13 protein-coding genes and 1 pseudogene are annotated in these 15,624 nt (G+C 70.7%); 3 read left to right on the forward strand and 11 right to left on the reverse strand.

Going from position 1 to position 15,624, the window contains the following annotated elements:
• Nucleotides 1-26: 26 nt before the first annotated feature.
• Nucleotides 27-2,348 carry a glycosyl hydrolase family 95 catalytic domain-containing protein gene (locus SSQG_RS02875; RefSeq protein WP_003988182.1) on the reverse strand — a complete coding sequence of 774 codons (2,322 nt, stop codon included), beginning with the start codon at nucleotides 2,346-2,348 and terminating at the stop codon, nucleotides 27-29.
• Nucleotides 2,349-2,622: 274 nt separating this feature from the next.
• On the opposite strand from SSQG_RS02875, the gene SSQG_RS43370 reads away from it, so the two are divergent.
• Nucleotides 2,623-3,855: an AzlC family ABC transporter permease gene (locus SSQG_RS43370; RefSeq protein WP_276327118.1), complete on the forward strand. Its 1,233-nt coding sequence runs from the start codon at nucleotides 2,623-2,625 to the stop codon at nucleotides 3,853-3,855.
• Here the strand turns inward: SSQG_RS43370 and SSQG_RS43375 are convergent.
• The 10 genes and pseudogenes from SSQG_RS43375 to SSQG_RS02925 all read right to left on the reverse strand — a co-directional run.
• Nucleotides 3,817-4,830: pseudogene (locus SSQG_RS43375) on the reverse strand (PQQ-binding-like beta-propeller repeat protein); the annotation flags it as partial. The gene SSQG_RS43370 and the pseudogene SSQG_RS43375 overlap by 39 nt on opposite strands.
• Entirely contained in the window at nucleotides 4,824-5,693 is an 870-nt protein-coding gene (locus tag SSQG_RS02885; protein ID WP_158680987.1) for a hypothetical protein, read from the reverse strand. The gene SSQG_RS02885 and the pseudogene SSQG_RS43375, both read right to left, overlap by 7 nt.
• A 134-nt stretch (nucleotides 5,694-5,827) precedes the next feature.
• Complete coding sequence (locus SSQG_RS02890) at nucleotides 5,828-6,673, reverse strand: LLM class flavin-dependent oxidoreductase (protein WP_003988184.1); 846 nt, start codon at nucleotides 6,671-6,673, stop codon at nucleotides 5,828-5,830.
• 175 nt (nucleotides 6,674-6,848) lie between these two features.
• Nucleotides 6,849-7,523, reverse strand: coding sequence for a 4-carboxy-4-hydroxy-2-oxoadipate aldolase/oxaloacetate decarboxylase (locus SSQG_RS02895; RefSeq protein ID WP_003988185.1), 675 nt, complete (start codon nucleotides 7,521-7,523; stop codon nucleotides 6,849-6,851).
• Nucleotides 7,520-8,731 carry an aspartate transaminase gene (locus tag SSQG_RS02900; protein ID WP_003988186.1) on the reverse strand — a complete coding sequence of 404 codons (1,212 nt, stop codon included), beginning with the start codon at nucleotides 8,729-8,731 and terminating at the stop codon, nucleotides 7,520-7,522. Before SSQG_RS02900 ends, SSQG_RS02895 begins: the two co-directional genes overlap by 4 nt.
• A 4-nt stretch (nucleotides 8,732-8,735) precedes the next feature.
• Nucleotides 8,736-9,479 carry an SDR family oxidoreductase gene (locus tag SSQG_RS02905; RefSeq protein WP_003988187.1) on the reverse strand — a complete coding sequence of 248 codons (744 nt, stop codon included), beginning with the start codon at nucleotides 9,477-9,479 and terminating at the stop codon, nucleotides 8,736-8,738.
• A 35-nt stretch (nucleotides 9,480-9,514) separates the two neighbouring features.
• Nucleotides 9,515-10,825, reverse strand: coding sequence for an MFS transporter (locus SSQG_RS02910; protein ID WP_039931826.1), 1,311 nt, complete (start codon nucleotides 10,823-10,825; stop codon nucleotides 9,515-9,517).
• 77 nt (nucleotides 10,826-10,902) lie between these two features.
• Nucleotides 10,903-11,892 (reverse strand): biotin-dependent carboxyltransferase family protein, encoded by a 990-nt coding sequence (locus SSQG_RS02915; protein WP_003988189.1) that lies wholly within the window; start codon nucleotides 11,890-11,892, stop codon nucleotides 10,903-10,905.
• Entirely contained in the window at nucleotides 11,885-12,598 is a 714-nt protein-coding gene (locus tag SSQG_RS02920; RefSeq protein WP_003988190.1) for a 5-oxoprolinase subunit B family protein, read from the reverse strand. The genes SSQG_RS02915 and SSQG_RS02920 overlap by 8 nt, the downstream gene beginning before the upstream one ends.
• Nucleotide 12,599: 1 nt before the next feature.
• Complete coding sequence (locus tag SSQG_RS02925; RefSeq protein ID WP_039931827.1) at nucleotides 12,600-13,382, reverse strand: LamB/YcsF family protein; 783 nt, start codon at nucleotides 13,380-13,382, stop codon at nucleotides 12,600-12,602.
• A 254-nt stretch (nucleotides 13,383-13,636) separates the two neighbouring features.
• Here SSQG_RS02925 and nac point away from each other — a divergent pair, with 254 nt between their 5' ends.
• Both nac and SSQG_RS02935 read left to right on the forward strand, forming a co-directional pair.
• The gene (gene nac, locus SSQG_RS02930; RefSeq protein ID WP_003988192.1) at nucleotides 13,637-14,554 is read left to right on the forward strand and encodes a nitrogen assimilation transcriptional regulator NAC; all 918 of its coding nucleotides are present in this window, start codon (nucleotides 13,637-13,639) and stop codon (nucleotides 14,552-14,554) included.
• Nucleotides 14,555-14,645: 91 nt separating this feature from the next.
• The gene (locus SSQG_RS02935) at nucleotides 14,646-15,623 is read left to right on the forward strand and encodes a 2-hydroxyacid dehydrogenase (protein WP_003988193.1); all 978 of its coding nucleotides are present in this window, start codon (nucleotides 14,646-14,648) and stop codon (nucleotides 15,621-15,623) included.
• The last annotated feature ends 1 nt before the right edge of the window (nucleotide 15,624 follow it).

The following is a 15,624-nucleotide window of genomic DNA, read 5'->3' on the forward strand; positions in this document are numbered from 1 at the left end:
GAAGAACCCTCCGAGGTGTGTGGTCGTTACGGCAGTCCCCAGGCAGGGCCGGGTTCGCTGACGGTGACGGGCGCGATGACGAGGTCGGGGCGAGAGCCGGAATGGACGAGCACTTCACGCCCCTTGGGCAGATCGATGGCGAGCGTGCCGTCGCCCAGGTCCCGGGTGCGGGCCGGTGTGCCGTCGTCGAGCAGTACGGTGAGCCGCCCGCCGAGACCGTGCCTCAGCTTCAGGGGCTCGCCCGCCAGGCTCCTGACGCGAATGAACCGGGTGGTCCCACCCTTGCGGACGGCACTGACCAGGAAGGCGCCCTGGGTGCGGAAGTCGTGCAGGGTGACGTCCGCCCACGCGGTGGGGACGGCCGGGAAGACGCGGATCACGCCGCCCCAGCTCTGGCAGAACATGTCGTGCAGGGACTGCGAGGCGGACAGCGGCGTCTCGATGACCGGACCGGCCTCGGTGTAGTGGGTGTTGGCCTGGCAGGGGTAGCGGGTGGAGGGGTCGAAGAACTTCCGCAGATAGCTGATCGCGGTGTCGCCGTCACCGGTCATGGCGTACATCGAGGCGGCTCCGGTGTAGCTGTAGCCACGGTGGGCGCCGGTCAGCGCGTGCCAGTGGACGATCGACTTGCTGATCAGGTCGCGGCTCTCGGGCTGGTCCCAGTTGACCAGGTACAGCGGGTAGACCATCAGCAGGTGCGAGTAGTGGCGGTGGGACTGCGCGTAGGGCGTGTCGGCGCCGATCATGAAGCCGTTGTCGTCGACCGGGTACGGGGTCAGCTTGGCCAGCACCTCCTGCCAGCGCGGCTTCGACTCGTCCTCGATGCCCAGCAGTTCGGCGGACTCGATGAGGGTCCGGCAGCCCCAGCGGATCAGCGCCAGGTCGTAGTTGGTGTCCTGCGGTGGCACGACGGGGTACTCGGGCGAGAGCGTGCTGGGCAGGTGGAGCTTGCCGTCGCTGCCCGGTGTGAGGAAGTGCAGGTAGTAGTTGATCGCCCGGCGCAGCACCGGGAAGACGGTGTCGCGCAGCAGGGCCTTGTCCATGGAGTGCCGGTAGGACAGCCACACGTTGTGCAGGGCCCAGGTGAGGTCGCCGACCTCGGCGCCGGTGCCGGGGCGGCCCACGCTCCGGTTGGCGAACATGTCGGAGCTGCGGCCGACGCCGGAGCTGTCCCCGCGGTAGGCGGCGGGGACGTTGGCGATGAGCTGTTCCTGGTTCTGGCGCAAGGTCGTGGCGAGCGAGTCCAGTTCCAGGTGGTTGGAGCCGTGGATGAGCCAGTACTCCAGCTGGACGTTGAGGTTCCACCAGACGGCGGGCCAGGGGGTGGGCTCCAGCCAGGGCCCGGAGGTGGCCATCACGGGGCCGCCGGCGCGGCTGGCGGAGGCGACCTTGTACAGCTGGATCCAGTGGAAGCTCTGCAGCCGTTGGTCGGGGAAGGAGACGAAGCTCTTCTGGTAGAAGGCGTGCCACCAGCGGGTGTGCCGCTTCCGGAGGGTGCTGTACGACCCGGCGCGCCGCAGGGTGCGCAGTGAGTCGGCCTCGGCCGCGGTCGTGGAGGGCGCGCTGTGTCCGACGCTGAGCAGCAGTTCCTCGCCGTCGCGCCGGTAGGCGGTGGCGGTCTGGCCGCCGGTGAGCGGCTGGAGTACCTGTTCGGTGCCGTCGGAGGTGGTCCGGGTGGTCCAGGGCGGGTTGGGGGTGTAGCCCTCGGGCGGGCCTTCCTGGATCTTCCGGGGGCTGACGGCTTCTTCGGGGTGGAAGGTCCACACGGCGCGCTCGTCGCCGGAGGCCCGCACCTTGACGGCGAGTACCTCGTCGTGGATGAGGGCGGAGAGGGTGAGGGTGCCGGCGCTGGTCGTGACGGTGCCGGTGAGTTCGGCGTTCCACAGGCTGAGCCGCCAGTCGACGGCGGTGATGGTGCCGACCGGTTCGAGGGTGAGGTGCCCGACCGGCAGGCGGCAGGTGCCCCAGCCGCTGCCGAACTCGGGGCGGTGGTCCTGGACCCGTCCGTGCTGGACGGTGAAGCGGATCCGGTTGGCGCCGGGTTCCTGGTAGATCATGCTGCCGAGCAGCCCGTCACCGAGGAACGGGCCCTCGTACCAGCGGGTCGGCAGTCTGGTCCACAGCAGGTCCTGTCGGCGCAGGAACGTCTCCCAGGCGTCGTCGGTGGTCATGGTGGAGCGGAGCTTCCAGGGGCGTGCGCGCTCCGCGTCGACGGCGGACGGCGCCTTCCGTGCGAGTTCCTCGGCGCTTGCCGTCCCGGGCAGGGCCGCCGCTGCCGCGCCGCCCAGCGCGGTGCCGAGCACGGCTCTGCGGGCGACGGTCGAATGGTGCTCCGGCTGTGAGGTCATCTTGTCCTCCAGAGCTGACAGATCCCCGATACATCGGGTGTATCGGGGAACGTAGCAGGGTCTGTCGGGCTGTCAATGCCTCAGTGGGCGACCGGAGTTACTCAACCATCCGATGTATCGCCGGGGTGGCGGCTCTGTGGGCTCCGTCCCCGGCCGCATCGCACGAATAAGCCCTGCGTCCGTCGGCACGCGTCAGCCGGCCGTCGCTCCCCTGCCCCACGAGCCGTCCGCGGCGCGGGCCGCCTTTCAGGACTGTGCCTCCGTCGGCCTCGGCATGCTCCCGCTCGGTCTGGCCTTCGGGGCACTCGTCGTCCGGTCGGGGCTCGACTGGTGGTGGGCCGGGCTGTCTGCGGCGCTGATCTACGGGGGCTCGTTCGAGTTCCTGCTCATCGGCATGGTCACCGCGGTGGCACCGCCGGCGTCCATCGCCGTGGCCGCCTTCCTGGTGCAGGCCCGCCACGTCTTCTACGCGCTCTCCTTCCCCCTGCACCGGGTGCGCGGCCGGCTCGCCAAGACGTACAGCACCTTCGCGCTCACCGACGAGGCCTACGCGCTGACCATGCGAGCGGCGCCTGGGACCCGGACGAGCAGCGCTTCAGCCCGCTCGCCGGCCCCGTCGGACACGCCCAGATCCTCACCGTCCGGTCGGTCACCGACCCGGTCTCCGTCACCGGGACAGATGCATCGCCACGCGGCGGACCAGCCGTCTCGTCTCCGCCTTGTCGTTGCCCGCGCTGACGCCGAAGACGTATCGGCCGGAGACCACGGTCGCGTGGGCGACACGGTCCTGTTTCAAGTTGACCCTGTAGGTGTACAGATAGACACCGTGCCGCGGCTGCGTGATCTCGGCCGTCGTGCACCCGCCTCCCAGCCAGGGATTGCACCCCCAGGGAATGACGCTCGCCGTGTAGGTCCGCGCGGCCTCCGGGTCGGGCGCCACCCATCGGACGGTGACGGAGAAGACGTCGTCCACGGATCCGGACTTGCCGGCGAAGCGGCACACGCTCGGGTGGGGCAGTCGGGCGCCCAGCACGGTACGGCTCGATGCCACGGGCAGTTCGACGTAGTCCCGGCCCAGTTCCGACAGGAGCCGGGCCCCGACGAGCCGGCAGGCGTCCGGCCAGTCCCTCCGCCCCGCTCCCCCGAGCGCGGCGGGCCTCTCCTCGTCCACGGCGCGGTGGCCGGGCCGCAGAGCGGTGTAGCGGGTGCCGTCCCTCTCCTCGCTGCGGACGACGATCAGTTGTCCGCTCAGGCCGACGAACGTCCCGGCCACCGGCCAGGGGACGCGGGTGCTTCGCCTGCCCGCGGCATCCGTCAGGCTGCTCGCACCCGGTCCCTGAAGACGCGCGTCCCCGACGGACCAGCGAAGGTTCCCGCCATACCCGCCGTCGGCGTCCGCTTCGGCGGCGAGCACGTCACCGGCCGGTTCGTCGTTGCCCACGAGGCCCTGGGAGCGCGTCCACAAGGTCTTCCCGGTGTCCGCCCGTACCGCGTGCAAGGTGCGTGAACGGAGCGATCCGGGGTCCGACTTGGAGCCGTAGCGGAGTTCCGAGAGGTACACCACCCCGCCGTCCTCCCCCACAGGCCACAGTTCGGACGTCCGGCCTTCCTTCCGGCGCAGGAGTTCCTCACCCGATTCCGTGAAGACCCGAAGCTCGTCGTCGACGGTCACACCGATCGCGTCGCGGACCGCGCTGAGCCGGACGGACTCCCGCCAGCGCCCCAGCTTCTTCTTCCAGACGAGCTCTCCGGTCTCGGGGTCCATCACCTGGAGTTCCGCGGGCCGGCCCGGGCAGCGTTCGAGCAGGACGACGCGGTCCGCCGTTGCGGCGGCGTTGGGCGAAGCGGAGTTGTCGGGCTCGGACTTCTCGCAGGGTGTGAGCGCGGGGATCCGTTTGGTCCAGCGGACCGCTCCGGTCCGCGGCGCGAGGCCCACGAGGCGGCCGTCGCCGGCCCAGAAGACAGCTCCGGAATCCAGCCGGAGCGGAGCTGTCGCCAGCCAGGCGTCGCCCTTTCCCTGCCGTGCGGCCGGGCTCGGGGTCCTGTGCCACAGTCTCCGTCCGGTCGCCAGGTCGTAGGCCGACACCGAGTTCCGCATGTCGTGCCCTTGTTCCACGGCGAGCAGCACACCGTCGGAGAAACCCCCTGGTGTGAACGTCCGGGCGGAGCTGTGCAGGGTGGAGAGGAGACGGCCGTTGCGGGTGTCCACGACACTCACCGTCTTGCCCTGCGGGATCGCCAGCATCCTGTCGTTCAGCACTGCGGGAAGGTCCGAGACGTCCAGTGCCCTGACGGGGGTCTGGAAGGACCAGGCCACTTGCAGCGTGTTGGGGCGTTCAAGCGGTCTTCCGGACGTTCCGCCGTCCCCGGCCGCGAGGGCCAGGAGGCTGACACCGAGCAGGACTCCGCAGCCGGCGTGCCGGACTCTGCGAGCACTCGTCGAGACCATTCCGCTCCCCCGTTTCTCGCGATCGGTCAGCATCCTTGTGTCTCGGGATGCCACGGGCAGGGCCGGGGGTCCTCGACCTGGCGGTAGACGCCACCGGGGGATCCCGTGTAGACAGCCCCGTAGCGCGCGGCGTAGCCGGTCACCGCGTACCGTCCCCCTCGTGGGGCGGGAACGGGAACCGTGCCGTCTTTTGCGTCCCGCACGTAACGGACGGACAGGCCGAAGGCGCGGGAGCCCCGCTCGGCATGGAACGTCGCCGACAGGTTGACCTGCTCTCCCGGTTCCAGCGTGATGACCTTCTCCTTGAAGTACCTCTTCGTGGAGTTCTTCCCGGTGCGGAAGACGGGCGCCGGAGTGTCCATGTCCGCGAACAGCTGGATCTTCGACTCTCCCCCGGCGTTCGGCTCGCACACCAGCGTTCCGGCGAGCGGAGCGGCCGCGCGAGGTGACTTCGGCTCGATGTCGATGGATGTGATCGTCAGCGAACTCGCACCCCCCTCGATCGTGAGACCGACAGTCAGTTCGTCTGCCCGCGCGCCCTGGTTGCGCCGGATGACGGCTTGCGCGTCGCCACCGGCCACGAGTTCCGCCCGGTCCCGGGGCGAGGACACCCGGCGCGGCAGAGCCGTGCAACCCGCCTCGCTCTCCTGCCGGGCGGTCACGAGGAACGGCGCCGCCGCAGGGCCGCCCGAGGACGCGCCTGCCCCGCCCGGCGCGGGGCTCGGCTCGGACTCGCCGCTCAGACCGAGCGACTGCAGGACGAGCGCGGTCAGCACCGCGCCGATCACAGGGATGCCCGCGCCGAGCCAGAGCAACCTGGTGTGCCTCTTCCACCACGGCTCAGGAGTGTCGGGCGGCTTCTGCCGCTGCGTACGAGGCCGGGTACGTGCGCGCAACGTGGTCCGGTTCCTCAACTCTCCCCCAGTGAGCGACGAGTCCGTCCTGACCGCGAGTCAGCTGCAGTCGAGAGCAGGATCATAGGAGGAGCCGGCCCGGCTTGGCACCAGGGCCGGTCACGGACCTCGCGTCGTCACAGGACGTCGGCGAGGCGGTCCACCTGGTCCGGGTCGGGGCCGTAGCAGTAGAGCATGACCTCGTCCGCGCCGAGGTCGGCGAAGGCGGTGATCGCGTCGCGGACCTGGGCCGGCGTGGTGAGCATTCCGGCCACCATGCGATCGGCCATGCCGGTGAAGGTGTAGTACGCGTGCATGTTGGCCCGGGCTTCGGCGACCACGTCCTCGGGGCCGAGGGCGACGTTGACCTGCGCGACGAGGCGGGGTGCGCCGTCGCGGCCGTACTCCTTCCAGAACCGGCGCGCGGTGTCGAACAGGCCGCCTGCCCAGGAGGGCGCGGCGGCGGCGAGGAAGCCGTCGCCCCAGCGCGCCACGCGTTCGATCGCTGCGGGCTTGAATCCGCCGAAGAGCACCTGCGGGCCGTCGGGCCGGGCGGGCGCGGGACCGATCGGGCCGACGCCGTCGCCGTAGGCCTCACCGGACCAGAGGCGGCGCATCACCGCCATCTGCTGGTCGAGGCGCCGGCCCCGGGTGCCCAGATCGACGCCCGCGACCTGGTGGTCGTCGTCCCGGCCGCCGATGCCCAGGCCGAGGACGAGGCGGCCGCCGGTCATCCGGTCCAGGGTGGCGGCCTGCTTGGCGAGCAGGGCGGTGTCGCGCAGCGGGGCGAGCAGCACCTCGGTCTGGACGCGGATACGGGAGGTGGCGCCGGCCAGGACGGCGAGCGCGACCAGGGGTTCGGGGTTGTCGTAGACGAGCCGGTCGAGCAGGCCGAGCGTGCTGAAGGGCCCGGCGTCGGCGCGCCGGGCCCAGGTGAGCAGGGTGGCGGGGTCGCTGATGGGCAGGCCGATACCGACGTTCATGGGAGAGACCTCCGAAGGGAAGGGTCGACAAGGACGGCTGCCGCCCCTTCGGCACCTCAGCGAGGTGGGACGCTCCCGCTCTGCGGCGAACTTCGGGGGAGCGTCTCGTCGAAGTCATCTCACCCTAGGGCGGCCCGAGTTCACGGGACAACCCGATTTCGCCGGCGGCGGCTCGCTAGTCCTCGATCACCAGGCCCTTCGCCGCGAGCAGCGGTTCGAGGTTGCAGATGTCGATGACGGTCCGGCCCGCCCGGTACGCGGCGATGTAGCCGGTCTCGGCGTCGACCCGTTCCTGGGACGCGGTCGCCACCTCCGCGGCGTCCTCCCGGCGGACGACGACCACGCCGTCGGCGTCGGCACGGATCACGTCGCCGGGGCGGACGAGCTGTCCGCCGACGGTGATCGGCTCGCACATCGGCCCGACGGTCTCCTTGACGGTGCCCTTGATGCAGACGCTGTGCGAGAACACCGGGAAGCCGAGTGCCCGGAGGTCCTCGGTGTCCCGGACTCCCGTGTCGGTGACGAGTCCCGCGAGCCCTTTGGACTGGCAGGCGTTGGCGAGGACGTCACCGAAGGAACCGGCCTCGGTGTAGGCGCCGCCGGACACCACGACGACGTCGCCAGGGCGGGCGTAGGCGATGGCGGTCTGGAGCATCAGGTTGTCACGGGGCGCGCACTGGACCGTGAAGGCGGGGCCGCACAGGGACATGCGGTGGTCGACCGGTTTGATGGACGAGTCCAGCGCCCCGAGCCTGCCCTGCGCCTCGTGGATGGTCGCCGAGGAGTAGGCGCCGAGACGCTCGACGAGTTCCGGGTCGGGGCGGTCGAACTTGGTGCTGACGCGGATCATGACGGCCTTTCGGACAGGCTGGCGCAGGCGGCTGTGATGCGTGCGCAGGCTTCGGTGAGGATGTCCGTGGAGGTGGCGAACGAGATACGGAAGTAGCCGGGGGCGCCGTACGCGGCTCCGTGGATCACCGCCACCTGCCGGCTCTCCAGGAGATGGCGTGCGAAGTCCTCGTCGTTCTCGATCCGGACGCCCGCGGGGGTGAACTTGCCGATGTACGGCCGGCAGTCGACCAGGAGGTAGAAGCCGCCGCTGGGCGTGGTGCAGCTCAGCCCCGGTGTGTCGGCGATGAGCTTGACCGTGGTGTCGCGCCGCGCCCGGTAGAGGTCGACGGTCTCCCGTACGAAGTCCTGCGGCCCCGTCAGCGCCGCGGCGGCCGCCGCCTGACTCACCGAGGACGGGCACGAGGAGCTCTGCGACTGGAGCGTGTTGATCGCGGTCACCAGGTCCGCCGGGCCCGCTCCGTAGCCGATGCGCCACCCGGTCATCGCGTACGTCTTGGACACGCCGTTGGTGAGGAAGACCCGGTCGGACAGGCGGGGTTCGACAGCCGCCAGAGACGGGTTGTCCCCGTCGTCGTACCAGATCTCGTCGTAGATCTCGTCGGTGAGGACGCGGACGTGCGGGTGGTCCAGCAACACCTCGGCGAGGGCCTGGAGTTCGCCCGGGGTGTAGGCGGCGCCGGTCGGGTTGCCGGGGGTGTTGAGGACGACCCAGCGGGTGCGTTCGGTGAGTGAGGAGCGGAGGCGGCCGGGCGTCAGCTTGAAGCCGTCCGCCTCCGGGCAGTCGACGATGACGGGGGTGCCGTCGTTGGCGAGGACCATGTCCGGATAGGACACCCAGTACGGGGCCGGGACGACGACCTCGTCCCCCGCGTCCAGGGTGGCCGCCAGGGCGAGGAAGATGACCTGCTTGGCTCCGCCGCCGACGGTGATCTGGCGGTCGGTGTACTCCAGACCGTGCCGCTGCCGGAGTTTCCCGGCGATCGCGGCGCGCAGCCGTGGTGTGCCGTTCACGGGGGTGTACTTGGTCTCGCCCGCCTCGATCGCCCGGATCGCGGCGGCCTTGACGTGGTCGGGGGTGTCGAAGTCGGGCTCGCCGACGGTCAGGTCGAGGATGGTCAGGCCCTGGCCCTTGAGTTCGCGCACGCGCTGCGCCGCCGCGGTGCTGGGCGAGGGCTTGATGCGGCGTACCCGCTCTGCCGTGTCCATGTGCTCAGCCCTCCCGGCGTTCGAAGTTCAGGCCGCCGGGGACCTGGAACGTGGGCAGGATCTCGATGTGGCCGATGTTGACGTGCCGGGGCGTGTCGACGGCGAACTCGATGGCGTCGGCGATGTCCTCGGGCTTGAGGGACTCGTAGCCGTCGTAGAAGCGCCGCTGGGCCTCCTCCATGTCGCCGAGCAGACGGCCGAAGATCTCGGTCTCCACGCGGCCCGGGCAGATCTCGGTGACGCGGACCCGGCGGCCGTAGCCGTCGACCCGCAGTTGGCGGGAGAGGGTGTGCACCGCCGCCTTGGTGGCGTGGTAGATCGTGTTGCCGCCGAAGTTGTAGACGCCGGCGATGGAGCTGATGTTGACGATGTGGCCGAGGTCGCGCTCCACCATGCCGGGCATGAGCAGGCGCACCAGGTGCAGGACGGCCTGGATGTTGACGGCGACCTGCTCGTCGACGGCGAACTCGTCGGCGGTGAGGATGTTGCCGGTGCGCGAGACGCCGGCGTTGTTGACGAGGACGTCGATCTCCAGGCCGTCCAGGGCGGCGGTCAGCGCGTCGGTGTCGGTGATGTCGACGGCGTGCGGGACGCAGCCGGTGGCGTCGGCGAGGGCTTCGAGGCGTTCCGCGTTGCGTGCCACGGCGTGGACTTCCAGTCCGCGCTTGGTGAGTCGCTCGACCGCTACGGCTCCGATGCCGGTCGACGCTCCGGTGACGAGAGCGGTGCGGTAGTCGGAGATGGGCATGCGGGTGTGCTCCTTGCTGGGGGGTGGGGGGGCGGTCAGGCGTCGCGCAGGGGCAGATGGGCGCGGTCCTCGACCCGGGAGACGGCGACGAGGGTGCCCAGGGCGGTGAGGACGGCGTAGTAGGCCGGCATGTGGACGTCGCCGGTGCGGTCGATGAGGTAGGTCATCAGCAGCGGGGCCGTGCCGCCGAAGAGCGCGGCGGAGACGTTGTAGCCGAGACCGTAGGCGGAGTAGCGCACGCGGGTCGGGAAGAGCTCGACGAGCAGGATGTGGATGACGCCGGTGTGCCCGGCGAACACGACGGCCATGAGACACGCGCCGACGAGGGCGAGGGCGACGTTCCCGGTGCCGATCAGCAGGTAACAGGGCACGCCCACCAGGGCCATGGCGATCGCGGCACCGGCGATGACCTTCTTGCGGCCGACCCGGTCGGACAGCCGGCCCATGTAGGGGATGGCGATACAGATCGCGACCAGGCTGGAGGCGGTGACGAGGAGCCCCTGGACCTGGCCGAAGTGCAGCTCGTTGGTCATGAAGGTGGGCATGTAGCTGAACAGGACGTAGTAGCCGGAGCCGTTCATCAGGGGGATGAACAGGGCCAGCAGCATGGCGCGGCGGTGCTCGGCGGAGGTGAAGGCCTCCTTGAGGGGGTTCTTGGCCAGGCCGCCCTCTTCCTTCAGACGGTTGAAGTTGGGCGTGTCACTGATGCGCTTGCGGATGTAGATGCCGGTGATGCCGAGCGGCACGGCGAGCAGGAAGGGGATGCGCCAGCCCCAGGACTCCATGCGTTCGGCGCCGAGCCCGCTGGTCATCGCGGCGGCTATCAGCGTGCCGGTGAGCAGGGAGAGGAAGGAGGCGATCTGCGCGTAGCTGGTGTAGAGGCCCCGCTTGCCCTCGGGGGCGTGTTCGGCGAGGAAGCTCATGGCGCCGGACGCCTCGCCGCCGACGGAGAAGCCCTGGGCGACGCGCAGCAGGATCAGCAGGGTGGGCGCGGCGACGCCGATGCTCGCGTAGGTGGGCAGCAGCCCGATGGCCGCGGTGGCGACGCTGATGAGCAGGATGACGAAGACCAGCATCCGCTGGCGTCCGATGCGGTCGCCCAGGTGGCCGCAGATGATTCCGCCGAGGGGACGGAAGAAGAAGGAGACGGCGTAGCCGAGGAAGACCAGCTGGATGGCGGCGTCGGAGCCGGGGAAGAAGACGGCGGCGAGGGTGCCGGCCATGAAGCCGAAGATGCCGTTGTCGTAGAGCTCGGCGAAGATCCCGACGCACCCTGCGAGGGTGATCTTCCGGGCGGTTCTGGAGTCGACGGTGTTGGGGACGGGTCGAGCGGCCACGGTGCTCATGGCGTCTCCTGTCTGGTGCAGGACATGGGGTGGAGGACGTGCGTGCGGGGTGGGGGCGGGTGAGCGGGGAGGGGGTTTCAGTCGCCGTCGGGGGCGCGGATGCGCAGGGCGTCGAAGGCCGTACGGACGCGGGTTCTCAGTGCGTCGACGGCTCCTCGCTGCGCGCGGTGGGCGGTGACGGCCTGTTCGAGGGTGCGGTGGCGGAACCGGATGGTCTGCCCGGGGCGTACCTGCCCGAGTGCGGACAGGCCGGTGGCGGTGACGACGGCGAGGACGGGGTAGCCGGCCGTGACGCCGCGACCGCGGTGCAGCACGAGGAGTTCGTCCCCGGCCGGTACTTCGACGGCTCCGATCGGGACGCCGCGGGAGAGGACCTCGCCCTCGGTGACGCGGCGGGGCAGGCGCTCGCCGCGCAGCCGCAGGCCGATGTGGTTGCTCTGCGGGCTGACCGTGAAGGGAGCGTCGAACAGGCGGGGCGCCGTGTCTGCGAACTCGGCCCGGTCGGGGCCGTCGGTGACGTCGATGGTCCAGGTGGAGGGGAACGCGGGGACGGGGGCGTGCAGGCGGAAGAGCGGTATCCGTGAGTAGGGGTGGTCGAAGGCCGGGCAGGTCCTGCGGAGGCTGAGCTCGGCGCCGTCGCGCAGGGCGGGGCCGAACCCCAGGATGGTGTCGGGAGCGCAGCTTCCCTGGAGGTAGTCCGCTGTGAACGAGCCGAGTACGGCCAGGTAGACGCGCAGCCCCTGGCGGATGCCGGTGACGCGCAGGGTGTCGCCGGCGCGCACGGGGACCGGCTCCCACATCGGGCGTGCGGCCCCCTCGACGCTCACGTCGGCCGGGGCTCCGGTCACGGCGACGAGGATGTCGGCGGAGGGGACGCAGGCGAAGTCGAGGGCCGTGATCTCCAGCAGCGGCGCGTGTTCGTCGTTTCCGCACAGGACGTTGGCGACGCGTGCCGAGTGCTGGTCGGCGGCTCCGCCCACGGGCAGGCCGTAGCGGGAGCGGCCGACGCGGCCGAGGTCCTGCACGGTGGTGATGCCCGCGGTGCGGACGGTGAGGGTGTCAGCCACGGCAGGCCGCCAATGGGGCGTCGGCGTAGTCGTTCCACCGGTCCGGGGTGATGGGGACGAAGCGGAAGGTGTCGCCGGGCCGGTAGGGGGTGATCGGGTCGTCGTGCAGGTCGAGGACGCGCAGCGGGGTGCGTCCGAGGAGTGGCCAGCCGCCGGGAGAGGGCATCGGGCAGATGACCGCCTGCCGGCCGGCGACGGCGACCACGCCGGGCTCGACGCGGGTGCGGGGCGAGGCCAGCCGCGGCACGGGCGCGGGGAAGGGGGGCCCGTCCATCATCGGCGCGCCGGCGGGTGCGCCGAGGCAGCGCACGGTGAGGTCGGATCCGCAGTGCAGGTCGACGAGCTCGCTCTCGGTCAGGCCGAGTCGGGCGGCGACCTCGGGCAGATCGGGTCCGTGTTCGCCGCCGTAGACGACGGGGACGACGAAGTGCCGGGGCGCTGTCGTCGGACCGGGTGTCGGCCCGAGCCGGGCGGCTTCGTGCCACAGGACGCGTCGGACGGTCTCGTGGTCGGTGTCGGCGCAGTCGAGCTCCACGAGCAGGGCGTCGTAGGTGGGCACGACGCCCTGGACTCCGGTGAGCCGGACGGCGTCCAGGGCGTCGGCCAGGGCGTGGACGAGTCGCCAGGCGTCCTCGGTGCCCAGGCCCACGGCCTTGGCGACCAGGGCGGAGTCACCGCAGTCCGTGATCGTGAGGTTGCCGTTCATGTCAGGCGCCCTTGCCGCTCAGTACGTCGTCGAGGGAGGTGATCCGGACGCCGGCGGCGAGGAGTTGTTCGCGGATCCGGCCGGCCAGCGCGATGGCTCCGGGGGTGTCGCCGTGCAGCAGGACGGTGTCGCAGCCGATCGGGAGGTCCTTGCCGCCGGTGCTTTGGATAACGCCCTCGGTGACCATGCGCAGGGTGCGCCGGGCGATCTCGTCCGGGTCGTGGATCACCGCTCCCGGTTCGGAGCGGGGGACGAGGGTCGCGTCGTCGCGGTAGGCACGGTCGGCGATTCCGACGATGCCCACGCGCAGTCCGCGAGCGCGGGCGGCGTCGGCCAGTTCACCGTCCTGCGCGAGGACGATCAGTGACTCGTCCAGGGCGGCGACGGCGTCCACGACGGCACGGGCGTAGTCGGCGCGTACCGCGACCAGGTTGCCCAGGCGTCCGTGCGGAGCGACGTGCCGTACCCGGGTGCCGTGCGCGACGGCGAACGCCTGGAGGGCACCGACCTGGTACAGCACGTCGGTACGGACCTCCTCCGGCGTGAGGTCCATCGCCCGGCGGCCGAAGCCGACCAGGTCCGGGAAGCTCGGGTGGGCGCCCACGGCCACCCGCCTCTCCACACAGTGCCGGACGGTGGTGTCCATGATGCGCGGATCGCCGGCGTGGAATCCGCAGGCGACATTGGCGGACGTCAGCATGTCCAGGAGGGCCGCGTCGTCGCCCATCGTGTAGGCACCGAATCCCTCGCCGAGATCGGCGACGAGATCAACCATGGGCGTCATGACGTCCTCCGGAGGAATATGGGGAAGGACAATACGAGAAAGGGAATGCCATCACGTTCCGGCGATATCCCGAGAAGAATCCTGGCTGGATGTTCCGCTCAACTTAATCCCCTGCTCCCTTGACCGCCAATATGTGTTCGATCTGGCGTTATCGCGAACGGTTATGACCTGCCTCACCTCCCGGGCCCTCTTCGGGGCTGCGCTTCGGGGTGGGCCTCCCTACGATGAGGCTCCGCTCCCGTGGAAGGCCTCGCATGGACACCAGGCGTCTGTACTCGTTCATCAAGATCATCGACGCGGGGAGCATCACGCGTGCGGCCGACATCCTGCACATCGCGCAGCCGGCGCTGAGCCAGCAGCTGTCCGCGCTGGAGGCGCAGTTCGGGCAGCAGTTGCTGATCCGCAGCAAACGCGGCGTCGCCCCGACCGAGGCCGGCCGGGCGCTGTACCGGCACGCCCAGCTGATCCTGCGGCAGGTGGACCTCGCGCACGCCGCGGTCTCCGTCTCCGGGCGGGCGCCCGCCGGCAGCGTGTCCGTGGGGCTCGCGCCGTACAGCCTGGGCGCGGCTCTGGCGCTGCCGCTGCTCAAGAGCGTGCGCGAGCGCTACCCGGAGATCCTGCTGCACATCAACGAGAACTTCGGCGGCGTGATCAGTGAGGCGATCATGACCGGCCGGATGGACATGGCGTTCATCTACGGGGCCGGTCCGCTGCGGGGCGTGCAGTTCGAGCCGTTGCGGACCGAGGATCTCTTCCTGATCGGCGCCCCCGACGGGACGGCGCCGCACGGGGCGGGCGAGGTCGACCTGGACGAGCTCAAGGGCGTGCCTCTGCTGCTCCCCAGTCGCATCCACACGATCCGGCAGGTGGTGGACGCCGCCTTCCAGCAGGCGTCCCTGCTGCCGAACGTGGTGGGCGAGGTGGAGTCAGCGCTGACGCTCGTCAACGCCGTCGACGCGGGTCTCGGCGCCACCGTCCTGCCCTGGTCGGCGGCGCGCGCCATCCTCGACGTCCGTTCCCTGTCCGTGCGCCGCATCGTGAATCCCGTGATCCAGGTCAAGCTGTCGTTGGTGACCTCGGACAACCAGCCCCTCTCCGAACCCGCTCTGGCGGTGCACGACCTGTTCCTCGAACTCATCACGGCCTTCGACGGGACACCGCATGAAGAATAAGGAACGGCAATAGCGTCACACGAAATATCTATTTGTTTCCGATGGCGGTCGCGGCTAGTTTTCTGCGAAATTCGCTGCCCTGGAGACATGAATGAAGAAGCGTGTGCTCGCCACCCGTGAGAATCTGCCCGGCCTTGGTCTCGCCCGTCTGTCCGAGGCGGCCGAGGTGGTGGCCTGGCCCGGCGACGGCAAGCCCGGCCTCTCGGACCTCGCCGCGCTGGCACCCGGAGTGAGCGGCGTCCTCGCCCTGGGCAACGACCCGGTGGACGGAGCGCTGATGGACGCCGCCGGACCCTCGCTGCGGGTCGTCGCGCTGGCGAGCATGGGCTTCGACAACGTCGACCGCGCGGCCGCCGCGGAGCGCGGCATCGTCGTCACCCACACCCCGGGGGTGCTCGCGGAGACCACCGCCGACCTCACGTTCGCCCTGATCCTCGCCGCCCGCCGCCGGATCGGCGCCGCCGGCGCGAGTCTCGCGGAAGGCTCCTGGGGCCTGTTCCGGATGCACGACTACCTCGGCTTGGACATCCACGGAGCCACGCTCGGCCTGATCGGTTACGGCCAGATCGGCCGCGCGGTGGCGCGCCGGGCCCGGGGGTTCGGCATGCGCGTCCTCCACCACGACCCCTACGCGCCCGACGACGACCTGTCGGCGTCGGTCGGTCTGGCCACGCTCCTGGCCGAGTCCGACATCGTGTCGCTGCACGTACCGCTCACCGAGGAGACCCGGCACCTCGTCTCGGTGCGCGAACTGGCCGCCATGAAGCCCACGGCCACGCTCGTCAGCACCTCGCGCGGTGGTGTCGTGGACGAGGAGGCCCTGCTGGCCGCGGTGCGCGAGGGCCGACTGCACTCCGCCGGACTCGACGTCTTCGAGCGCGAGCCGATGGGGAAGGAGCTGTCACCGCTGGTGGCGGAGCCGCACATCGTCACCTTGCCGCACATCGGGTCGGCCACCGAGAACACCCGGGCCGCCATGGTCGACCTGGCGGTCGGCAACATCCTCGACGTCCTCGCCGAACGTCCGGCCCGCACCCCGCTGCCCGGCACCCCGGCGGCACACGTCTGAG

The sequence above is a fragment of the Streptomyces viridochromogenes DSM 40736 genome (assembly GCF_000158955.1).
Classification (GTDB): Bacteria; Actinomycetota; Actinomycetes; order Streptomycetales; family Streptomycetaceae; genus Streptomyces; species Streptomyces venetus.

Excerpts from the sequence above, each read along its gene's own strand:
- SSQG_RS02925 (WP_039931827.1), bottom strand. The coding sequence starts at position 13,382 with ATGACGCCCATGGTTGATCTCGTCGCCGATCTCGGCGAGGGATTCGGT.
- SSQG_RS02905 (WP_003988187.1), bottom strand. The coding sequence starts at position 9,479 with ATGCCCATCTCCGACTACCGCACCGCTCTCGTCACCGGAGCGTCGACC.
- SSQG_RS02900 (WP_003988186.1), bottom strand. The coding sequence starts at position 8,731 with ATGGACACGGCAGAGCGGGTACGCCGCATCAAGCCCTCGCCCAGCACC.
- nac (WP_003988192.1), top strand. The coding sequence starts at position 13,637 with ATGGACACCAGGCGTCTGTACTCGTTCATCAAGATCATCGACGCGGGG.
- SSQG_RS02910 (WP_039931826.1), bottom strand. The coding sequence starts at position 10,825 with ATGAGCACCGTGGCCGCTCGACCCGTCCCCAACACCGTCGACTCCAGA.
- SSQG_RS43370 (WP_276327118.1), top strand. The coding sequence starts at position 2,623 with ATGCTCCCGCTCGGTCTGGCCTTCGGGGCACTCGTCGTCCGGTCGGGG.
- SSQG_RS02920 (WP_003988190.1), bottom strand. The coding sequence starts at position 12,598 with ATGAACGGCAACCTCACGATCACGGACTGCGGTGACTCCGCCCTGGTC.
- SSQG_RS02875 (WP_003988182.1), bottom strand. The coding sequence starts at position 2,348 with ATGACCTCACAGCCGGAGCACCATTCGACCGTCGCCCGCAGAGCCGTG.
- SSQG_RS02935 (WP_003988193.1), top strand. The coding sequence starts at position 14,646 with ATGAAGAAGCGTGTGCTCGCCACCCGTGAGAATCTGCCCGGCCTTGGT.
- SSQG_RS02895 (WP_003988185.1), bottom strand. The coding sequence starts at position 7,523 with ATGATCCGCGTCAGCACCAAGTTCGACCGCCCCGACCCGGAACTCGTC.
- SSQG_RS02890 (WP_003988184.1), bottom strand. The coding sequence starts at position 6,673 with ATGAACGTCGGTATCGGCCTGCCCATCAGCGACCCCGCCACCCTGCTC.